Genomic DNA, 13622 nt, shown 5'->3' with positions numbered 1-13622 from the left:
GCGGCGTCCGAGCAGGTCTCGGCCACCTCCGAGGAGCTCGCCGGACAGGCCGAGCAGCTGCAGAACACCATCGCCTTCTTCCGCCTCGGCGACAGCGACCGCCGCGGCGGCGCGCCGGGCGCGATCGACCAGACGGTGAAGCAGCTGCGCGACAAGGCCCAGGCCATGTCGGCCGCGGTGAAGCCGAAGAAAGGCGCCGCCTCGGCGAAGCGCGGGGCGAGCGGCGGCTTCGCCTTCAACCTCGACGATGGCGCCGATCACAACGACGCCGCCTTCAAGCGCGCCTGATCCGCAACCGCCTCGCGGCCCCGCCCAGCGCGGCCGCGAGGCTCCTCCCTCCTCCCGATCGAGGCCCACAATGGCTGACACTGCCCAATATCTGACGCTCGGAATCGACCAGGAGCTGTTCGGCATCGACATCCGCAATGTCCGCGAGATCCTGGACATGCGCCCGATCTCGAAACTGCCCCACGCTCCGGATTTCCTGCTCGGCATGATCGACGTCCGGGGCGCCGGCTACCCCATCGTCGACCTGCGCACCAAGCTCGGCCTGCCCCGCGCCGAGCCCACCGACGCCACCCGGATCATCATCCTCGACGTGCCGGTCAACGGCCGCACCATGGGTGTGGGCTTCGTCGCCGACCGGGTCTTCGAGGTGACGGGGCTCGACCAGGATCTCACCGAACCCGCCCCCGATGTCGGCGGCCGCTGGAAATCCGCCTATATCGCCGGGATCGGCCGCAAAAGCGAAGCCTTCATCGTCATCTTCGACCTCGCGCAGCTGATGGCCTCCGACGCGATCGCGGAGTTCGCCGATCCGCAGAGCCAGGCTGCCTGAGCATGCGCCACCACCCCGTCGAGGATCACGACCACCTCACCGACAAGCAGTTCGCCGCCATCGTGCAGATCGTCGAAGGCCGCGTCGGCATCAAGCTGCCGCAGACCAAGCGCATCATGGTCGAGGGCCGGCTGCGCAAGCGCGTGCGCGTGCTCGGGCTGCAGAACCTCGCCGTTTATGGCGATCTGCTGTTCCGGCAGAACGGGCTCGAGACCGAGCTCGTTCATCTGATCGATTGCGTCACGACCAACAAGACCGACTTCTTCCGGGAGCCCAGCCATTTCGCCTTCCTGCGCGATGTCGCGGTGCCGGAGCTGATCCGCCAGCATGGCGGGCCGAGGGTCGGGCTGAAGCTCTGGAGCGCGGCGAGTTCCACCGGCGCCGAGGCCTATACGATCGCCATGGTGCTGCAGGACATGATCGCCGCCGGCGCGCCGATCCAATACGCCGTCCTCGGCACCGACATCTCCACCGAGGTGCTGAAGACGGCCCGCGAGGCGATCTACGCCCAGGATTTCGTGGCGCCCGTCCCGGCCGCGATGCAGGCGCGCTATTTCATGCGCTCGCGGGACCCCAAGGAGCAGCGCGTCCGCATCGTCCCGGAGCTGCGCCGCTGCGTGCAGTTCGAGCGGCTGAACCTGATGGACGAGAGCTACCCGTTCGACCGCGACGTCGACGTCATCTTCTGCCGCAACGTGCTGATCTATTTCGACAAGCCGACACAGGAGGCGGTGATCGCCCGCCTCGTCTCGCATCTGCGGCCCGGCGGCTACCTGATGCTGGGCCATTCCGAGTCCATGGCCGGGGCGGAATGCGACAGGGTCAAGGCGGTGTCGCCGACGATCTATCGCACCGTCCTCACGAGCCAACCCAGGAGGGCCGCCGCATGACAAGACAGCCGATCCGCGTGCTGATCGTCGATGATTCCGCCTCCGTCCGGCAGGTGATGACCCAGGTCCTGCAGGAGGACCCCGGCATCGCCGTGATCGGCGCCGCCGCCGACGCCTTCGCCGCGGCGCGCCGGCTGCAGGCCGAACTCCCCGACGTGATCATCCTCGACATCGAGATGCCGGGCATGGACGGGCTGACCTTCCTGCGCAAGATCATGGCCCAGCGCCCGATCCCGGTGATCATCTGCTCGACGCTGACCGAGGCGGGCTCGCGCGCGCTGTTCGACGCGCTCGAGGCGGGCGCCGTCGATGTCCTGCCAAAGCCGCGCATCGACACGCGCAACGCGCTGATGGAGACGGCCGACCGGCTGCGTCACGCGGTGCGCGCCGCAGCTCAGGCCCGGCTGCGGCCGCGCGAGGCGCGCATCCCGATCGAGAAGAAGAACACCGCCGACGTCATCATGCCGCCGCCGGTCGCCAGCCGCGTCCGCCAGGCGACGGACCGGATCGTCTGCATCGGCATCTCCACCGGCGGGACCGAGACCCTGCGCGAGGTCCTGGAACAGCTGCCGGCGCAGTGCCCGGGCATGGCGGTGGTCCAGCACATGCCGGAGAAGTTCACCCTCGCCTTCGCGCGGCGCCTCAACGGCATCTGTGCCATGGAGGTGAAGGAGGCCGAGGATGGCGACGAGCTCGGCGCGGGCCGCGTCCTGATCGCGCCCGGCAACAGGCACATGCTGCTCCAGCGGGTCGGCCAGCAATATCGCGTGGCGATCAAGGACGGGCCGCCGGTCTCGCGGCACCGGCCCTCGGCCGACGTGCTGTTCCGCTCGGCCGCGCAATATGCGGGGGCCAATGCGCTCGGGCTGATCATGACCGGCATGGGCGATGACGGGGCCCGCGGCCTGCTCGAAATGCGCAAGGCGGGTAGCCGCACATTGGCGCAGGATGAGGAGAGCTGCGTCGTCTTCGGCATGCCGAAGGAGGCCATCGAGATCGGCGCGGCCGAACGGATCGTCCCGCTGGCGCGGATCTCGCAGGAGCTGATGGCCTGGCTCGGCACCGGCTCCGCCGCGGAAGCCCGCAGCGCCTGATCTGCCGCAGCGTAAGCAATTGGCAACTGCCCTTGCGTTAGGCTGCGACGTCGCCGGACCGTGCCCCCGACCGGGGCCACGGAATCAGGCGGCCAAGAAGGGGGAGGCGCCGCGTCCGAGGACCCGTCGAGGTGCGGAGGGCGAGAGGCGGCAATGGGAGTAGCGTTGCGTGAAGCAAGTCGAGACAACCGGGCTGCCGATCCTGATCGGCGCGCTCGAGGTCAATGCCGGCGAGATCGACCAGACCTTCGCCAAGGCCGGGAGCGAACTCGGCGAGGGCCTGTCGCTGTTCGAGGCGCTGAAGGAGCGGCTGGGCCAGCTCTCGCTGGAACTCTCGGGCGAGCGCCTGAGCCAGGCCGGCGAAAGCCTCGCCGCGCTGGCGCGGACGCTGCGCGGCATCGAGGCGGGGCTGGCGCGCGAGGCGCTGGCACTGCAGGATCTCTCGGTCCATAGCCAGGCCGCGACGCAGCTGCTCGGCGGGTTGCTCGGCCATATGCGGCTGATCACCATCCTGGCCCGCAGCGCCCGCATCGAGGCGGTCTCGGTCAAGGCGATCGGCCAGGATTACGGCGAATTCACCCGCGAGATCGTCGAGCTGACCCTGGAAGCGGCGCGGACGATCGAGCTGTCGCTGCGCGACTACCGCCAGCTGGTGTCGCTGCTCGGCACGGCCCTGTCGGCGCAGCGCGATTTCGAGAGCCGCTACGGCCGGGCGCTGGCCAGCCTGGCCGACGAGCTCGGCGAGGCGCTCGCCGAACTGGCCCAGCGGCAGCAGCGCGGAGTGGCGCTGACGCGCGACGCCGCCGCCCATTCCGGCAAGATCGCGATGGCGGCGGGCGGCGCGATCATCGCCATGCAGGCCGGCGACAGCATCCGCCAGCGTCTCGAACACAGCATCGCGGCGCTGCGCTTGTCCGCGACGCTCGGCAGCGGGGCCGAGACGGCGGGGCTCGACGGGCCGGGCGTCGCGGCGGCGACGCGGCTGCTCCACCGGCTGCAGGCGGCGCAATTGCGCGAGAGCGCCGCGACCCTGGGCAGCAATGCCGACGAGATCGAGGCGGCGCTGGCGGTTCTGGCCGGGGATACCGGCCATCTGCTCGATCTGGTCGGCGCGCTCTATCGCGGCGGCGGGCGCTCCGACGAATCCTTCATGGACGGGCTCGAGCTGAAGCTCGCCCAGGCCGCGGAGCTGCTGGCCGGCTGCGACAGCGCCCGTGCGGTGGTCGACAGGGTCAGCCGGACGCTGGAAACGGTGCTCGAGACCTGCCGCGGCACCGTGACCGCGCTGACCGCCTCCGTCTCGACGATCGAGCTGATCGGCACGAATGCCGGGCTGCGCGCCGCGCGCGTCGGCATGGAGGGGCGCAGCCTGGTGGTGATCGCGCAGGAGCTCAAGGCCGCCGCCGATCTGATCGCCAGGGATGCGCGCGGGCTGGCGCCGCTCTTCTCCGCGATGGAGCAGGCCGCCGCCGATCTGGAACAGGGCACCCTCGATTCCAGCCGCTTCTCCGCGATGAACGGCACGATGCAGGAGGCGCTGCGGGCGATGAAGGACGCCGGCGAGCGGCTGGCGGGCGCGCTGGCGCTGCTGGTCCGCGACGGCGAGGGTTTCGACGTCGTCGTCGCCCGGGCGCGGCTGTCCTTCTCGAATGCGGCGGCGATGGGCGACCAGATCACGGCTGCGGCCGATGAGCTGGCGCGGCTCGCCGCCGGCCCGCCGACCGTGCCCGAAGCCCTCGCGCCGGCCCTGGCGGCGCTGATGCAGAGCCGGATCTGGCCGAATTACACGATGATGGCCGAGCGCAGCGTCCATCAGGCCGTGCTGCGCGAGAATGGCGTCATGGAGCAGGCGGGCCCCGCTTCGGCGGAGCCGGAGCCGGCCGCGACCGACGAGGCGGATGATTTCCTGTTCTGAGCCGGCCGCTCAGGCGCCGGCCGCCGATTCCCGCGAGATCCGCAGCAGATACTGCCCGTAATCGCCCTTGGCGAGGACCTCGCCGAGCGCCGCGAGCTCCCCGGCCGAAATCCAGCCCTGGCGATAGGCGATCTCCTCCGGGCAGGCGATCCGCAGATCCTGCCGGCTTTCCAGGGTGCGGACGAATTCGGCGGCCTCCAGCAGGCTGTCGGGGGTGCCGGTATCGAGCCAGGCGAAGCCGCGGCCCATGCATTCGACCGAGAGCTGGCCGCGTTCGAGATAGACGCGGTTGACGTCGGTGATCTCGAGTTCGCCGCGGGCGGATGGTTTGAGGCTGGCGGCGATCTCGACCACCTCGGCATCGTAGAAATACAGCCCCGTCACCGCCCAGTTCGATTTCGGCCTGGCGGGTTTCTCCTCGATCGAGACGGCCTTGCCTGACCCGTCGAAGGCGACGACGCCGTAACGCTGGGGGTCGCGGACATGATAGGCGAAGACGCTGGCGCCGCTCGGGCGCGCCGCGGCCGCCGCCATCATCTCCGGCAGGGAATGGCCGTAGAACAGGTTGTCGCCCAGGATCAGCACCGAGGGCTGGCCCGCGACGAAATCCGCGCCGATGAGATAGGCCTGCGCCAGCCCGCCGGGATGCGGCTGCTCGGCATAGCTGAGGCTCATCCCCCAGGCCGCGCCATCGCCGAGCAGGCGCCGGAAATGCGGAAGGTCGTGCGGGGTCGAGATGATCAGCACCTCGCGGATGCCGGCCAGCATCAGCGTCGAGAGCGGGTAATAGATCATCGGCTTGTCGTAGACCGGCAGAAGCTGCTTCGACATCGCCAGCGTCATCGGGTGGAGCCGTGTGCCGGAGCCGCCGGCCAGGATGATGCCCTTCATGATCGTCTATCCCGTCTTGTCGCTGAGAAGGCGCTGGACGCAGGCCTGGAGCGATCCATGCCAGTCAGGAAGCGTCACGCCATGGATCTGCTGCAGCCTGGCGCAGTCCAGCCGCGAATTGGCGGGCCGCCTGGCCGGGGTCGGATAATCCGCCGTGGCGATGCGGTCGACCCGGACGGCAGCGCCGCCCAGCCTTTCGCGCTCGGCGAAGACGGCCTCGGCCACATCGGCCCAGCTCGCCTCGCCCTGGGCGCTCATATGGAAGACCCCGCGCAGGCTGGCATCGTCGGGCGCCGCGAGCAGGTTTTTCGCCACGGCGAAGACCGCGTCGGCGATATCGAGCGCGCTGGTCGGACAGCCCCGCTGATCGGCGACCACGCCGACGGCGTCGCGCGTCTCGGCGAGGCGCAGCATCGTCTTCACGAAATTCTTGCCGAAGGGGCTGTAGACCCAGGCCGTGCGCAGGATGACGTGGTCGGGCGTCGCCGCCGCGACCGCCCGCTCACCGGCGAGCTTGCTGCGCCCATAGGCCGAGATCGGCGAGACCGGGTCGTCCTCGCGATAGGGCCGCGTCAGGCTGCCGTCGAAGACGTAGTCGGTCGAGATCTGAATCACCGGAACGCCGAGCCCGGCCGCGGCCCTCGCGACCTCGCCGGCCGCCATGCCATTGACCGTCTGCGCGATCGCATCCTCGCTCTCGGCCAGGTCGACGGCGGTGAAGGCCGCGGCATTGACCACGATGTCGGGCCGGCTCGCCATGATCGCCGGCGCGATCGTCTCCGGCTTTTCGAGATCGAGCCCGGGGCGGCCCAGCGCCATGACCTCGACGCCGGCCGGCGCCCGCTCCAGCATGGCGCGCACGATCTGGCCGGATTGTCCCGTCACCGCGATCCGCATCGGCGTCAGGCGAAATAGCGCGGCAGATCGGCGAGGCGCGGATGCTTGCGGTCCTTGTCGGACAGCACCAGCCCCTCATGCGGCAGGCGCCAGTCGATGCCGAGCGCCGGATCGTCGAAGGCCAGCCCATGGTCGTTCTGCGGCCCATAGGGCGCGGTCACCTTGTACAGCACTTCGGTATCGGGCTCGAGCGTGACGAAGCCATGGGCGAAGCCGGCGGGAACCAGAAGCTGCTTCCAGTTCGCGGCGGAGAGCTCGACCGCGACGTGCCGGCCGAAGCTCGGCGAAGACGCGCGCAGATCGACCGCGACGTCCAGAATGCGCCCGCTGGTGACCCGCACCAACTTGTCCTGCGCGAAGGGCGGCGACTGGAAATGCAGGCCGCGCAGCGTACCGACCGGCCCCGAGAGCGAGTGGTTGTCCTGCACGAAGACGAGGTCGATCCCGGCTTCCGCCAGGGCCGCGCTGTTATAGACCTCCGAGAAGAAGCCGCGATGATCGCCATGTTTCTTCGGCGTGATGATCCTGACGGCGGGAATGGCGGTGGCTTCGACGCTCAGCATGCGATCCGCTTCCTTCAGACCGTGCCGAGGCGTTCGCCGCGATAGGTGCCGGAGCGGATATCGCCCCACCAGCCGGGATTGGCGAGATACCATTCAACGGTGCGGCGTAAGCCCGTCTCGAAGGTCTCCTTCGGGGTCCAGCCGAGCTCGCGGCCGATCTTGCCGGCATCGATGGCGTAGCGCGCATCATGGCCGGGGCGGTCGGTGACGTAAGCGATCAGCCGCTCATGCGGGCCGGCGGGATCGGGCCGCAGCTCGTCCAGCAGCGCGCAGATCCCCTTGACCACCTCGAGATTGGTCTTCTCGTTATGCCCGCCGATATTGTAGGTCTCGCCGATCCGCCCGCGCTCGGCCACCGTCAGCAGCGCCTGCGCATGGTCGTCGACATAGAGCCAGTCGCGGATGTTGAGCCCATTGCCATAGACGGGCAAAGCCTTTCCCTCGATGGCGTTGATGATCATCAGCGGGATCAGCTTCTCCGGGAAGTGATAGGGCCCGTAATTATTGGAGCAATTGGTCATCACCGTCGGCAGCCCAAAGGTGTGGTGCCAGGCCCGGACGAGATGGTCCGACGCCGCCTTCGAGGCGGAATAGGGCGAATTCGGCTGATAGGCCGTGTCCTCTCGAAAATACCCTTCCGCGCCGAGCGAGCCGAAGACCTCGTCGGTCGAGATGTGGTGGAAGCGGAAGCGTGCCTGGCGCTGCGCATCGAGCCCGCGCCAATAGCGCAGTGCCTCCTGCAGCAGGGTGAAGCTGCCGACGATATTGGTCTGGATGAAATCGCCCGGGCCGTCGATCGAGCGGTCGACATGGCTCTCGGCCGCCAGATGCATCACGATATCCGGCTGGAAATCGGCGAAGATCGCCCGGATCCGGGGGGCGTCCCCGATATCGACCCGCTCAAAGCGGTAGCGATCGCTGCCCGCCACCGGCGCCAGCGAGGCGAGATTGCCGGCATAGGTCAGCTTGTCGACCACGCAGACCCGCGCCTGCGTCTCGCCGATCAGCTTGCGCACCACGGCCGAGCCGATGAAGCCGGCGCCGCCGGTGACGAGGTAGTTCAGGGTCACCGCAGGCTCCAGATCACGCGCATTCCATGGATGATGGCCGATCGCAGCGAAGAAGCAGCCCCTCCCGGGGCTGTCAAGAAAACCGCCGCGGCATTTGCGGACATGGCAAACGGATTGGCAGGCGCGGTCGCGCTCGGGCCAGCCGCAGCGAGAGGCGGGCCCGGCTCCTGCGTGCCACTTCGCGGAACCCTGGCCTGAAGCTCAGGTTACCCCCGCTTGGAGCGCGATCAGCGCGTATCCGAGCCGCCAATCAAGCCGACATCCGTCGGGGCCGGGGGCACAGGAGAACGACTATGTTCATGCGCGTCGACAAGCTGCAGGCCGAGCTGCCTGTTCCGAAGAAGGCGGACCCCAATGCCGCTGCCGCCCTGCAGGAACTGCTCGGCGGGAAATACGGGGAGATGTCGACCCTCAACAACTACATGTTCCAAAGCTTTAACTTTCGCAGCAAGGAAAAGCTGCGGCCCTTCTACAGCCTGGTCGCCGCCATCACCGCCGAGGAGCTCGGTCATGTCGAGCTCGTCAGCAACGGCATCGCCATGCTGGCCAACGGTCCCGACAAGAAGGACGGCGATGCCGGCGATGGCGGCGATATTTCCGACGCGCCCTTCGCGGATATGTCCGACATGCGTCTCGCCGCGGCCTTCCTGTCGAATGGTGGCGGCGCGACCCCGGTCAACAGCAACGGCGTCTCGTGGAACAATGATTTCGTGACGACGACCGGCAATGTGGTGACCGATCTCTTGCATAATTTCCATCTGGAATGCGGCGCGCGCCTGCACAAGCTCCGCGTCTACGAGACCCTGACCGATCCGACCGGGCGCGAGGTCTGCGGCTATCTCCTGGTGCGCGGTTCGGTCCATGCGCATGCCTATGCCCTGGCCCTGAAGCAGATCACCGGCGTCGCGATCGAGAAGATGCTGCCGACCCCCAACATCAACCTCGACAAGATCCCCGAATGCCAGAAATACCTGCAGGAGGGCTCGCACCGCCGGCTCTATACCTTCAGCCCGGACGACTACAGGGAAATGGCGGGGATCTGGGGCAATGGCGAGATGGCCCTGCCCGGCGATCCACCGGGCGAGCTGGAGGTGGTGGACGGGATGCCCGAGGGCGGCAAGATCCACCAGCTGACCGGCGTGCCCTCGGCCTTTACCCCGGATTACGCGCCGGAGGAAATGTTCGAGATCGCGACCAAGCTCTACAAGGCCTCGCGCTAGCCGACCAATCCCGGCGCCGCCCCAGGTGGCGCCGGGTCACATTGCAGCCGGGTGCTGGCCTTGCCCGGGCCGCCCCCTCCCGGGGCGCGGGAGCGCGGCATGACTGCTTGAAGGGTCCGGCTGAACGGATTGGAGAAAATTGGAGCGGGCGATCGGGATCGAACCGACGACATTCAGCTTGGGAAGCTGACGTTCTACCACTGAACTACGCCCGCATCTCCCGCGCTGCGGGGCAGCCGGCGGGGATCGCTGATTCTCTTAGCGGCATCGGCTCGCCGAGTCATCTGCCATTCATCGCCCGCAGGCATGATTTTGCCAGATTGCCGGCGCCTGTTGCCGGGCATCATCGGGAGATCCAGTCAATGCGTCCGACACATTTCATCGCCGCCGCGCTGTTCGGAGCCGGCCTCATCGTCGCGGACGGCGCGGCGCAGGCGCAGGGCATCGAATTCGGTCCGGGCGGCATCCGCGTCGATCCCGGCTTCCGCGGCCCGCCGCCCCCGGCGCCGCTCTATGATGACGGCATCTCCGAGCGCGAGGCGATCCGCATCGCGCGCCGGCAGGGCGTCATCGACGTCGACGGCGTGCGCCCGACGCCGCGCGGCGGCTTCGTGGTGCGCGGGCTCGACCGCGACGGCGAGGATATCCGCGTGGTGATCTCCCGCTTCGGCGAGGTGATCAGCGTGCGCTGAACGCGGCCGGCCGCATCGTCGCTAGGCGTCGGGGCGGGTCGCCCAGCGCAGCGCCAGGACATAGACCAGCAGCAACGAGGGCGCCGCGATCAGTCCGAACAGGTGAAATTGGCTCATCCGCGCAGCATCCCTGAGGAATGCAGTGCAATTGCGGCAAAACGCCTCGGCCGGCTGCTCAACCGGCGAAATGTTTCGAGAGCTTGAGCGCCTGGCCCTGGTAATTCGACTTCAGGCCGGCGCCGTAGAGCGCCTCGGGGCGCGCGGCCATCGCCTCATAGACCAGCCGCCCGACGATCTGCCCATCCTCGATGATGAAGGGCACGTCGCGCGAGCGCACCTCCAGCACGGCCCGCGCACCCTGTCCGCCGGCCGCGCTGTGCCCGAAGCCGGGGTCGAAGAACCCGGCGTAATGCACGCGGAATTCGCCGACCAGCGCGTCGAAGGGCGTCATCTCGGCGGCGTAATCCGGCGGCACATGCACCGCCTCCTTCGAGGCCAGGATGTAGAACTGGCCGGGGTCCAGGATCATGGCGCGCGAGCCATCGGCCGGGATCGGCTCCCAGAACTCGCTGGCGCGATAGGCACCGACGCGGTCGACGTCGATCAGCGCGGTGTGGTGCTTGGCGCGATAGCCGATCAGGCCGTCGAAGCCCGAGAGATCGACGCTGACCGCGACGCCGCTCTGGAAGGAGGGCGCGGCCGCGGCGACCAGCGTCTCGCGCGCATGCAGGTTCGCGAGCGCGCGGTCGTCCAGCCGCGTCTCCCCGGCGCGGAAGCGGATCTGCGACAGGCGCGAGCCGGAGCGCACCAGCACCGGGAAGGTGCGCGGCGAGATCTCGATGAAGAGCGGGCCCTCATAGCCGTCCTCGACCAAATCGAATTCGCGGGCGCGGTCGGTGATGACGCGGGTGAAGACGTCGAGCCGCCCGGTCGAGCTCTTCGGATTGGCGGCGGCGCGCAGGCCCCGGGGCAGCTTCAGCCCCTCCATCAGCTCGGCGACATAGACGCAGCCGGTCTCGAGCACGGCGCCGCGCGTCAGGTCGATCTCGTGCAGCGCGAGCGCTTCCAGCCGGTTCTTCACCGTGCGCTCGCGGCCCGGCAGGAAACTGGCCCGGACCCGGTAGCAGCGGTCGCCCAGGCGCAGATCGAGGCTGGCGGGCTGGATCTGCCCCTCCGCCGGCGGCTGGGCGAGGCTGATCGCGCCCTCCTCGATGAAGGCACGGATGCGGCTGTCGGGCTGGATGCCGGGCTGGAACGACGACATGCGATCTCCGGGCTGGTCAGGAACAGCTAGCGGAGCCGACAGGACAGGCCAAGTCGCGGCGCGCCGTCATGGCGTTGTGGTGAATGTTTTCCACGCAAGAATGCTGCGGCTCAGCGCGGTGACCAGCGTCAGCGCCGCGAAGCCCGTGGCGAGAACGGGAAACAGCGCCGGCCACAGCATCATCGCCGCGAAACAGGCGATGGTCTCGCCGCCCTCCGCCAGGCCGGCGGTGAAATACAGCGATTTCGCGCCGCGCTGCCTCGTGGTCAGCCCGCGCTTCGCCGCCATGATGGCGAAGGCGAGAAAGCTCGCGCCATTGACGTAGAAGCTGAACAGCAGCGCCGCGGCGGGCAGGGCGAAGCCGGGATCGCGCAGGGCGAAAGCCAGTGGCACCGCACCGTAGAAGGCGAAGTCGCAGGTGATGTCGAGGAAGCCGCCGCGGTCGCTCGGCCCGGTGGCGCGGGCGATCGCGCCGTCGAGCCCGTCGCAGAGCCTGGAGGCGGCGAGCAGCGCCAGCGCGATGCCGTCCTGCCCGAAGGCGACCGCCCCGGCGCAGCCGAGCCCTAATGCGAGCCCGAGCAGCGTCACCGCATCGGCCGAGACGCCGCGGCGCGCCAGCCTGCGGCCGAGCGCGTTCAGCGGCGGGTCGATGATGGGACGCAGCCGCCCATCGAACATGAAGTGCCTCCCGATCATCCTCGCCGTCGCGCCGAGCTTCCGCAGCTTCGCGCTTCAGGAACACCAGTGGCGTTGTACAGCATTGACGCTGCCGAGGATGCGCCCATAACAGAACCAGCGCCCCTGAACATCTCGCGCAGGCGCGGCTGAGCGGCGGAGTGGCCTGTCATGTATCAAGCGGAGACGCATGGCGTACGCGTGACCGCCGTGCCGAAATTCATGGAGAGCGAATCCTCGCCGCAGCAGGGACGGTATTTCTGGGCCTACAGCATCGAGATCGTGAATCTCTCGGCGCAGACCATCCAGCTGATGACGCGCCATTGGTTCATCACCGATGGCCGCGGCGAGGTCCATGAGGTGCGTGGCGAGGGCGTCATCGGGCAGCAGCCGGTGATGCGCCCGGGCGAGAGCTTCAGCTACACCTCCGGCTGCCCGCTGATGACCCCCGACGGCTCGATGAGCGGCTTCTACGCCATGCTCGGCGAGGACGGCGTCGTCTTCGACGTCGCGGTGCCGCTCTTCCCGCTCGATTCCCCCTATGTGAAGAAGGTTCTGCATTGACCGACACCACCGCGAACGGGCAGCGCTTCACGCCGCTCGAGATGCTGGCCCGCCTCGTCGCCTTCGACACGGTCAGCCATAAATCCAATCTCGACCTCATCGCCTTCGTCGAGAGCTATCTCGCCGGCTGGGGCGTGGCGTCCACCCGCATCCCCAATGCGGAGGGCGACAAGGCGGCGCTGTTCGCGACGCTGGGTCCGCAGGATCGCGGCGGCATCCTGCTCTCCGGCCATACCGATGTCGTGCCGGTCGAGGGCCAGGCCTGGAGCCGCGATCCGTTCACGCTGCATGTCGCCGAGGGCAAGGCCTTCGGCCGCGGCGCCGTCGACATGAAGGGCTTCATCGCCCTGGCCCTGGCGCTGGTGCCGGACATGCTGGCCGCCGGGCTGAAGACCCCGATCCATCTGTTCTTCAGCTATGACGAGGAGGTCACCTGCCTCGGCGTCGTCGACGGCATCGCCCGCATGGGCGTCGACCTGCCGCGGCCGCGAGCCGTCATCGTCGGCGAGCCGACCTCGCTCGATCTGGCCGATGCGCATAAGGGCATCCGCACCTTCTTCACCAGCATCACCGGCGTCGCCGCCCATTCCTCAAAACCGCATCTCGGCGCCAGCGCCGTGCATGGCGGCGTCAGGCTCGCGGCCGAGCTGGTCCAGATGGCGGACGAGCTGGAGGAGCGCGTCGATGCGAGCGGGCGCTTCGATCCGCCCTATGACACGCTGCATATCGGCAAGTTCCATGGCGGCATCGCCCGCAACATCCTGGCCGACCGTGCCGATCTCTCCTGGGAGGTGCGGACCTTGCCGGGCTCCGATCCGGAGATCGTGCCGGCGCGCTTCGCGGCGATCTGCGACGAGGTCCAGGCACGCATGCGCCGCACCGCACCATCCGCGACGATCACCACGGTGATGAGCTCGGACGTGCCGGGCCTGGCGCCCGATCCCGGTTCCGAGGCCGAGACGCTCGTCATGCGGCTCGCCGGCCGCAACAGCACCATCGCCGTGGCCTATGCCACCGAGGCCGGGCATTTCCAGCGGGCCGGGCTGCCG

Annotated in this window: 14 protein-coding genes, 1 tRNA gene and 1 pseudogene; 9 read left to right on the top strand and 7 right to left on the bottom strand. The window is 68.7% G+C overall.

The annotated features are described in order from the left end of the window. The 5 genes and pseudogenes from ASG72_RS20965 to ASG72_RS05190 form a co-directional block, all read left to right on the top strand. A pseudogene (locus ASG72_RS20965) lies at nt 1-288 on the top strand (methyl-accepting chemotaxis protein); the annotation flags it as partial. 70 nt (nt 289-358) lie between these two features. After that, complete coding sequence (locus tag ASG72_RS05205; RefSeq protein WP_056709667.1) at nt 359-838, top strand: chemotaxis protein CheW; 480 nt, start codon at nt 359-361, stop codon at nt 836-838. Nucleotides 839-840: 2 nt separating this feature from the next. Further along, on the top strand, nt 841-1728 hold the full coding sequence (locus ASG72_RS05200) for a protein-glutamate O-methyltransferase (RefSeq protein ID WP_056709665.1): 888 nt from the start codon (nt 841-843) through the stop codon (nt 1726-1728). After that, nucleotides 1725-2822, top strand: coding sequence for a chemotaxis response regulator protein-glutamate methylesterase (locus ASG72_RS05195; RefSeq protein WP_056709663.1), 1098 nt, complete (start codon nt 1725-1727; stop codon nt 2820-2822). Before ASG72_RS05200 ends, ASG72_RS05195 begins: the two co-directional genes overlap by 4 nt. A gap of 169 nt (nt 2823-2991) precedes the next feature. Beyond that, nucleotides 2992-4737 carry a hypothetical protein gene (locus ASG72_RS05190; RefSeq protein ID WP_056709661.1) on the top strand — a complete coding sequence of 582 codons (1746 nt, stop codon included), beginning with the start codon at nt 2992-2994 and terminating at the stop codon, nt 4735-4737. A 9-nt stretch (nt 4738-4746) separates the two neighbouring features. Here the strand turns inward: ASG72_RS05190 and rfbA are convergent, their stop codons facing one another. From rfbA to rfbB, 4 genes are read right to left on the bottom strand one after another with little or no spacing between them, the layout of a single operon-like run. Further along, complete coding sequence (rfbA, locus tag ASG72_RS05185; RefSeq protein WP_056709659.1) at nt 4747-5628, bottom strand: glucose-1-phosphate thymidylyltransferase RfbA; 882 nt, start codon at nt 5626-5628, stop codon at nt 4747-4749. A 6-nt stretch (nt 5629-5634) separates the two neighbouring features. Then, complete coding sequence (gene rfbD / locus ASG72_RS05180; protein ID WP_056709657.1) at nt 5635-6525, bottom strand: dTDP-4-dehydrorhamnose reductase; 891 nt, start codon at nt 6523-6525, stop codon at nt 5635-5637. A gap of 5 nt (nt 6526-6530) precedes the next feature. After that, nucleotides 6531-7088 carry a dTDP-4-dehydrorhamnose 3,5-epimerase gene (gene rfbC / locus ASG72_RS05175; RefSeq protein ID WP_056709655.1) on the bottom strand — a complete coding sequence of 186 codons (558 nt, stop codon included), beginning with the start codon at nt 7086-7088 and terminating at the stop codon, nt 6531-6533. Between the two features lie 14 nt (nt 7089-7102). After that, nucleotides 7103-8158, bottom strand: a complete 1056-nt coding sequence (rfbB, locus tag ASG72_RS05170) for a dTDP-glucose 4,6-dehydratase (RefSeq protein ID WP_056709653.1) — start codon at nt 8156-8158, stop codon at nt 7103-7105. Between the two features lie 293 nt (nt 8159-8451). On the opposite strand from rfbB, the gene ASG72_RS05165 reads away from it, so the two are divergent. Beyond that, entirely contained in the window at nt 8452-9378 is a 927-nt protein-coding gene (locus ASG72_RS05165) for a manganese catalase family protein (protein WP_056709651.1), read from the top strand. A gap of 140 nt (nt 9379-9518) precedes the next feature. Here ASG72_RS05165 and ASG72_RS05160 read toward each other — a convergent pair. Then, nucleotides 9519-9593: transfer RNA gene (locus ASG72_RS05160), tRNA-Gly, on the bottom strand. 147 nt (nt 9594-9740) lie between these two features. Between ASG72_RS05160 and ASG72_RS05155 the strand changes: the two genes are divergently transcribed. After that, complete coding sequence (locus tag ASG72_RS05155; protein WP_056709650.1) at nt 9741-10070, top strand: hypothetical protein; 330 nt, start codon at nt 9741-9743, stop codon at nt 10068-10070. A gap of 175 nt (nt 10071-10245) precedes the next feature. Here ASG72_RS05155 and ASG72_RS05150 read toward each other — a convergent pair whose 3' ends face one another. Further along, the gene (locus ASG72_RS05150; protein ID WP_082540089.1) at nt 10246-11334 is read right to left on the bottom strand and encodes a 2'-deoxycytidine 5'-triphosphate deaminase; all 1089 of its coding nucleotides are present in this window, start codon (nt 11332-11334) and stop codon (nt 10246-10248) included. A gap of 66 nt (nt 11335-11400) precedes the next feature. Then, nucleotides 11401-12012, bottom strand: a complete 612-nt coding sequence (locus tag ASG72_RS05145) for a CDP-alcohol phosphatidyltransferase family protein (protein WP_056709649.1) — start codon at nt 12010-12012, stop codon at nt 11401-11403. A gap of 168 nt (nt 12013-12180) precedes the next feature. Here ASG72_RS05145 and apaG point away from each other — a divergent pair, with 168 nt between their 5' ends. Together apaG and argE are read left to right on the top strand one after the other, a co-directional pair. After that, complete coding sequence (gene apaG, locus ASG72_RS05140) at nt 12181-12573, top strand: Co2+/Mg2+ efflux protein ApaG (protein WP_056709648.1); 393 nt, start codon at nt 12181-12183, stop codon at nt 12571-12573. Nucleotides 12574-12614: 41 nt separating this feature from the next. Beyond that, on the top strand, nt 12615-13622 hold a 1008-nt coding region (gene argE / locus ASG72_RS05135), incomplete at its 3' end, for an acetylornithine deacetylase (RefSeq protein ID WP_082540088.1).

The sequence above is a fragment of the Allobosea sp. Leaf344 genome (assembly GCF_001426225.1).
GTDB lineage: Bacteria > Pseudomonadota > Alphaproteobacteria > Rhizobiales > Beijerinckiaceae > Allobosea.
Note: the sequence above shows the minus strand (reverse complement) of the source record. Positions and strands in the feature narration are given on the sequence as shown.

Bases quoted from the DNA above. Each gene is read 5' to 3' on its own strand.
- ASG72_RS05155 (WP_056709650.1), top strand. From the start codon at position 9,741: ATGCGTCCGACACATTTCATCGCCGCCGCGCTGTTCGGAGCCGGCCTC.
- rfbC (WP_056709655.1), bottom strand. From the start codon at position 7,088: ATGCTGAGCGTCGAAGCCACCGCCATTCCCGCCGTCAGGATCATCACG.
- apaG (WP_056709648.1), top strand. From the start codon at position 12,181: ATGTATCAAGCGGAGACGCATGGCGTACGCGTGACCGCCGTGCCGAAA.
- rfbA (WP_056709659.1), bottom strand. From the start codon at position 5,628: ATGAAGGGCATCATCCTGGCCGGCGGCTCCGGCACACGGCTCCACCCG.
- ASG72_RS05165 (WP_056709651.1), top strand. From the start codon at position 8,452: ATGTTCATGCGCGTCGACAAGCTGCAGGCCGAGCTGCCTGTTCCGAAG.
- ASG72_RS05150 (WP_082540089.1), bottom strand. From the start codon at position 11,334: ATGTCGTCGTTCCAGCCCGGCATCCAGCCCGACAGCCGCATCCGTGCC.
- ASG72_RS05195 (WP_056709663.1), top strand. From the start codon at position 1,725: ATGACAAGACAGCCGATCCGCGTGCTGATCGTCGATGATTCCGCCTCC.
- rfbD (WP_056709657.1), bottom strand. From the start codon at position 6,525: ATGCGGATCGCGGTGACGGGACAATCCGGCCAGATCGTGCGCGCCATG.
- ASG72_RS05205 (WP_056709667.1), top strand. From the start codon at position 359: ATGGCTGACACTGCCCAATATCTGACGCTCGGAATCGACCAGGAGCTG.
- ASG72_RS05200 (WP_056709665.1), top strand. From the start codon at position 841: ATGCGCCACCACCCCGTCGAGGATCACGACCACCTCACCGACAAGCAG.
- ASG72_RS05145 (WP_056709649.1), bottom strand. From the start codon at position 12,012: ATGTTCGATGGGCGGCTGCGTCCCATCATCGACCCGCCGCTGAACGCG.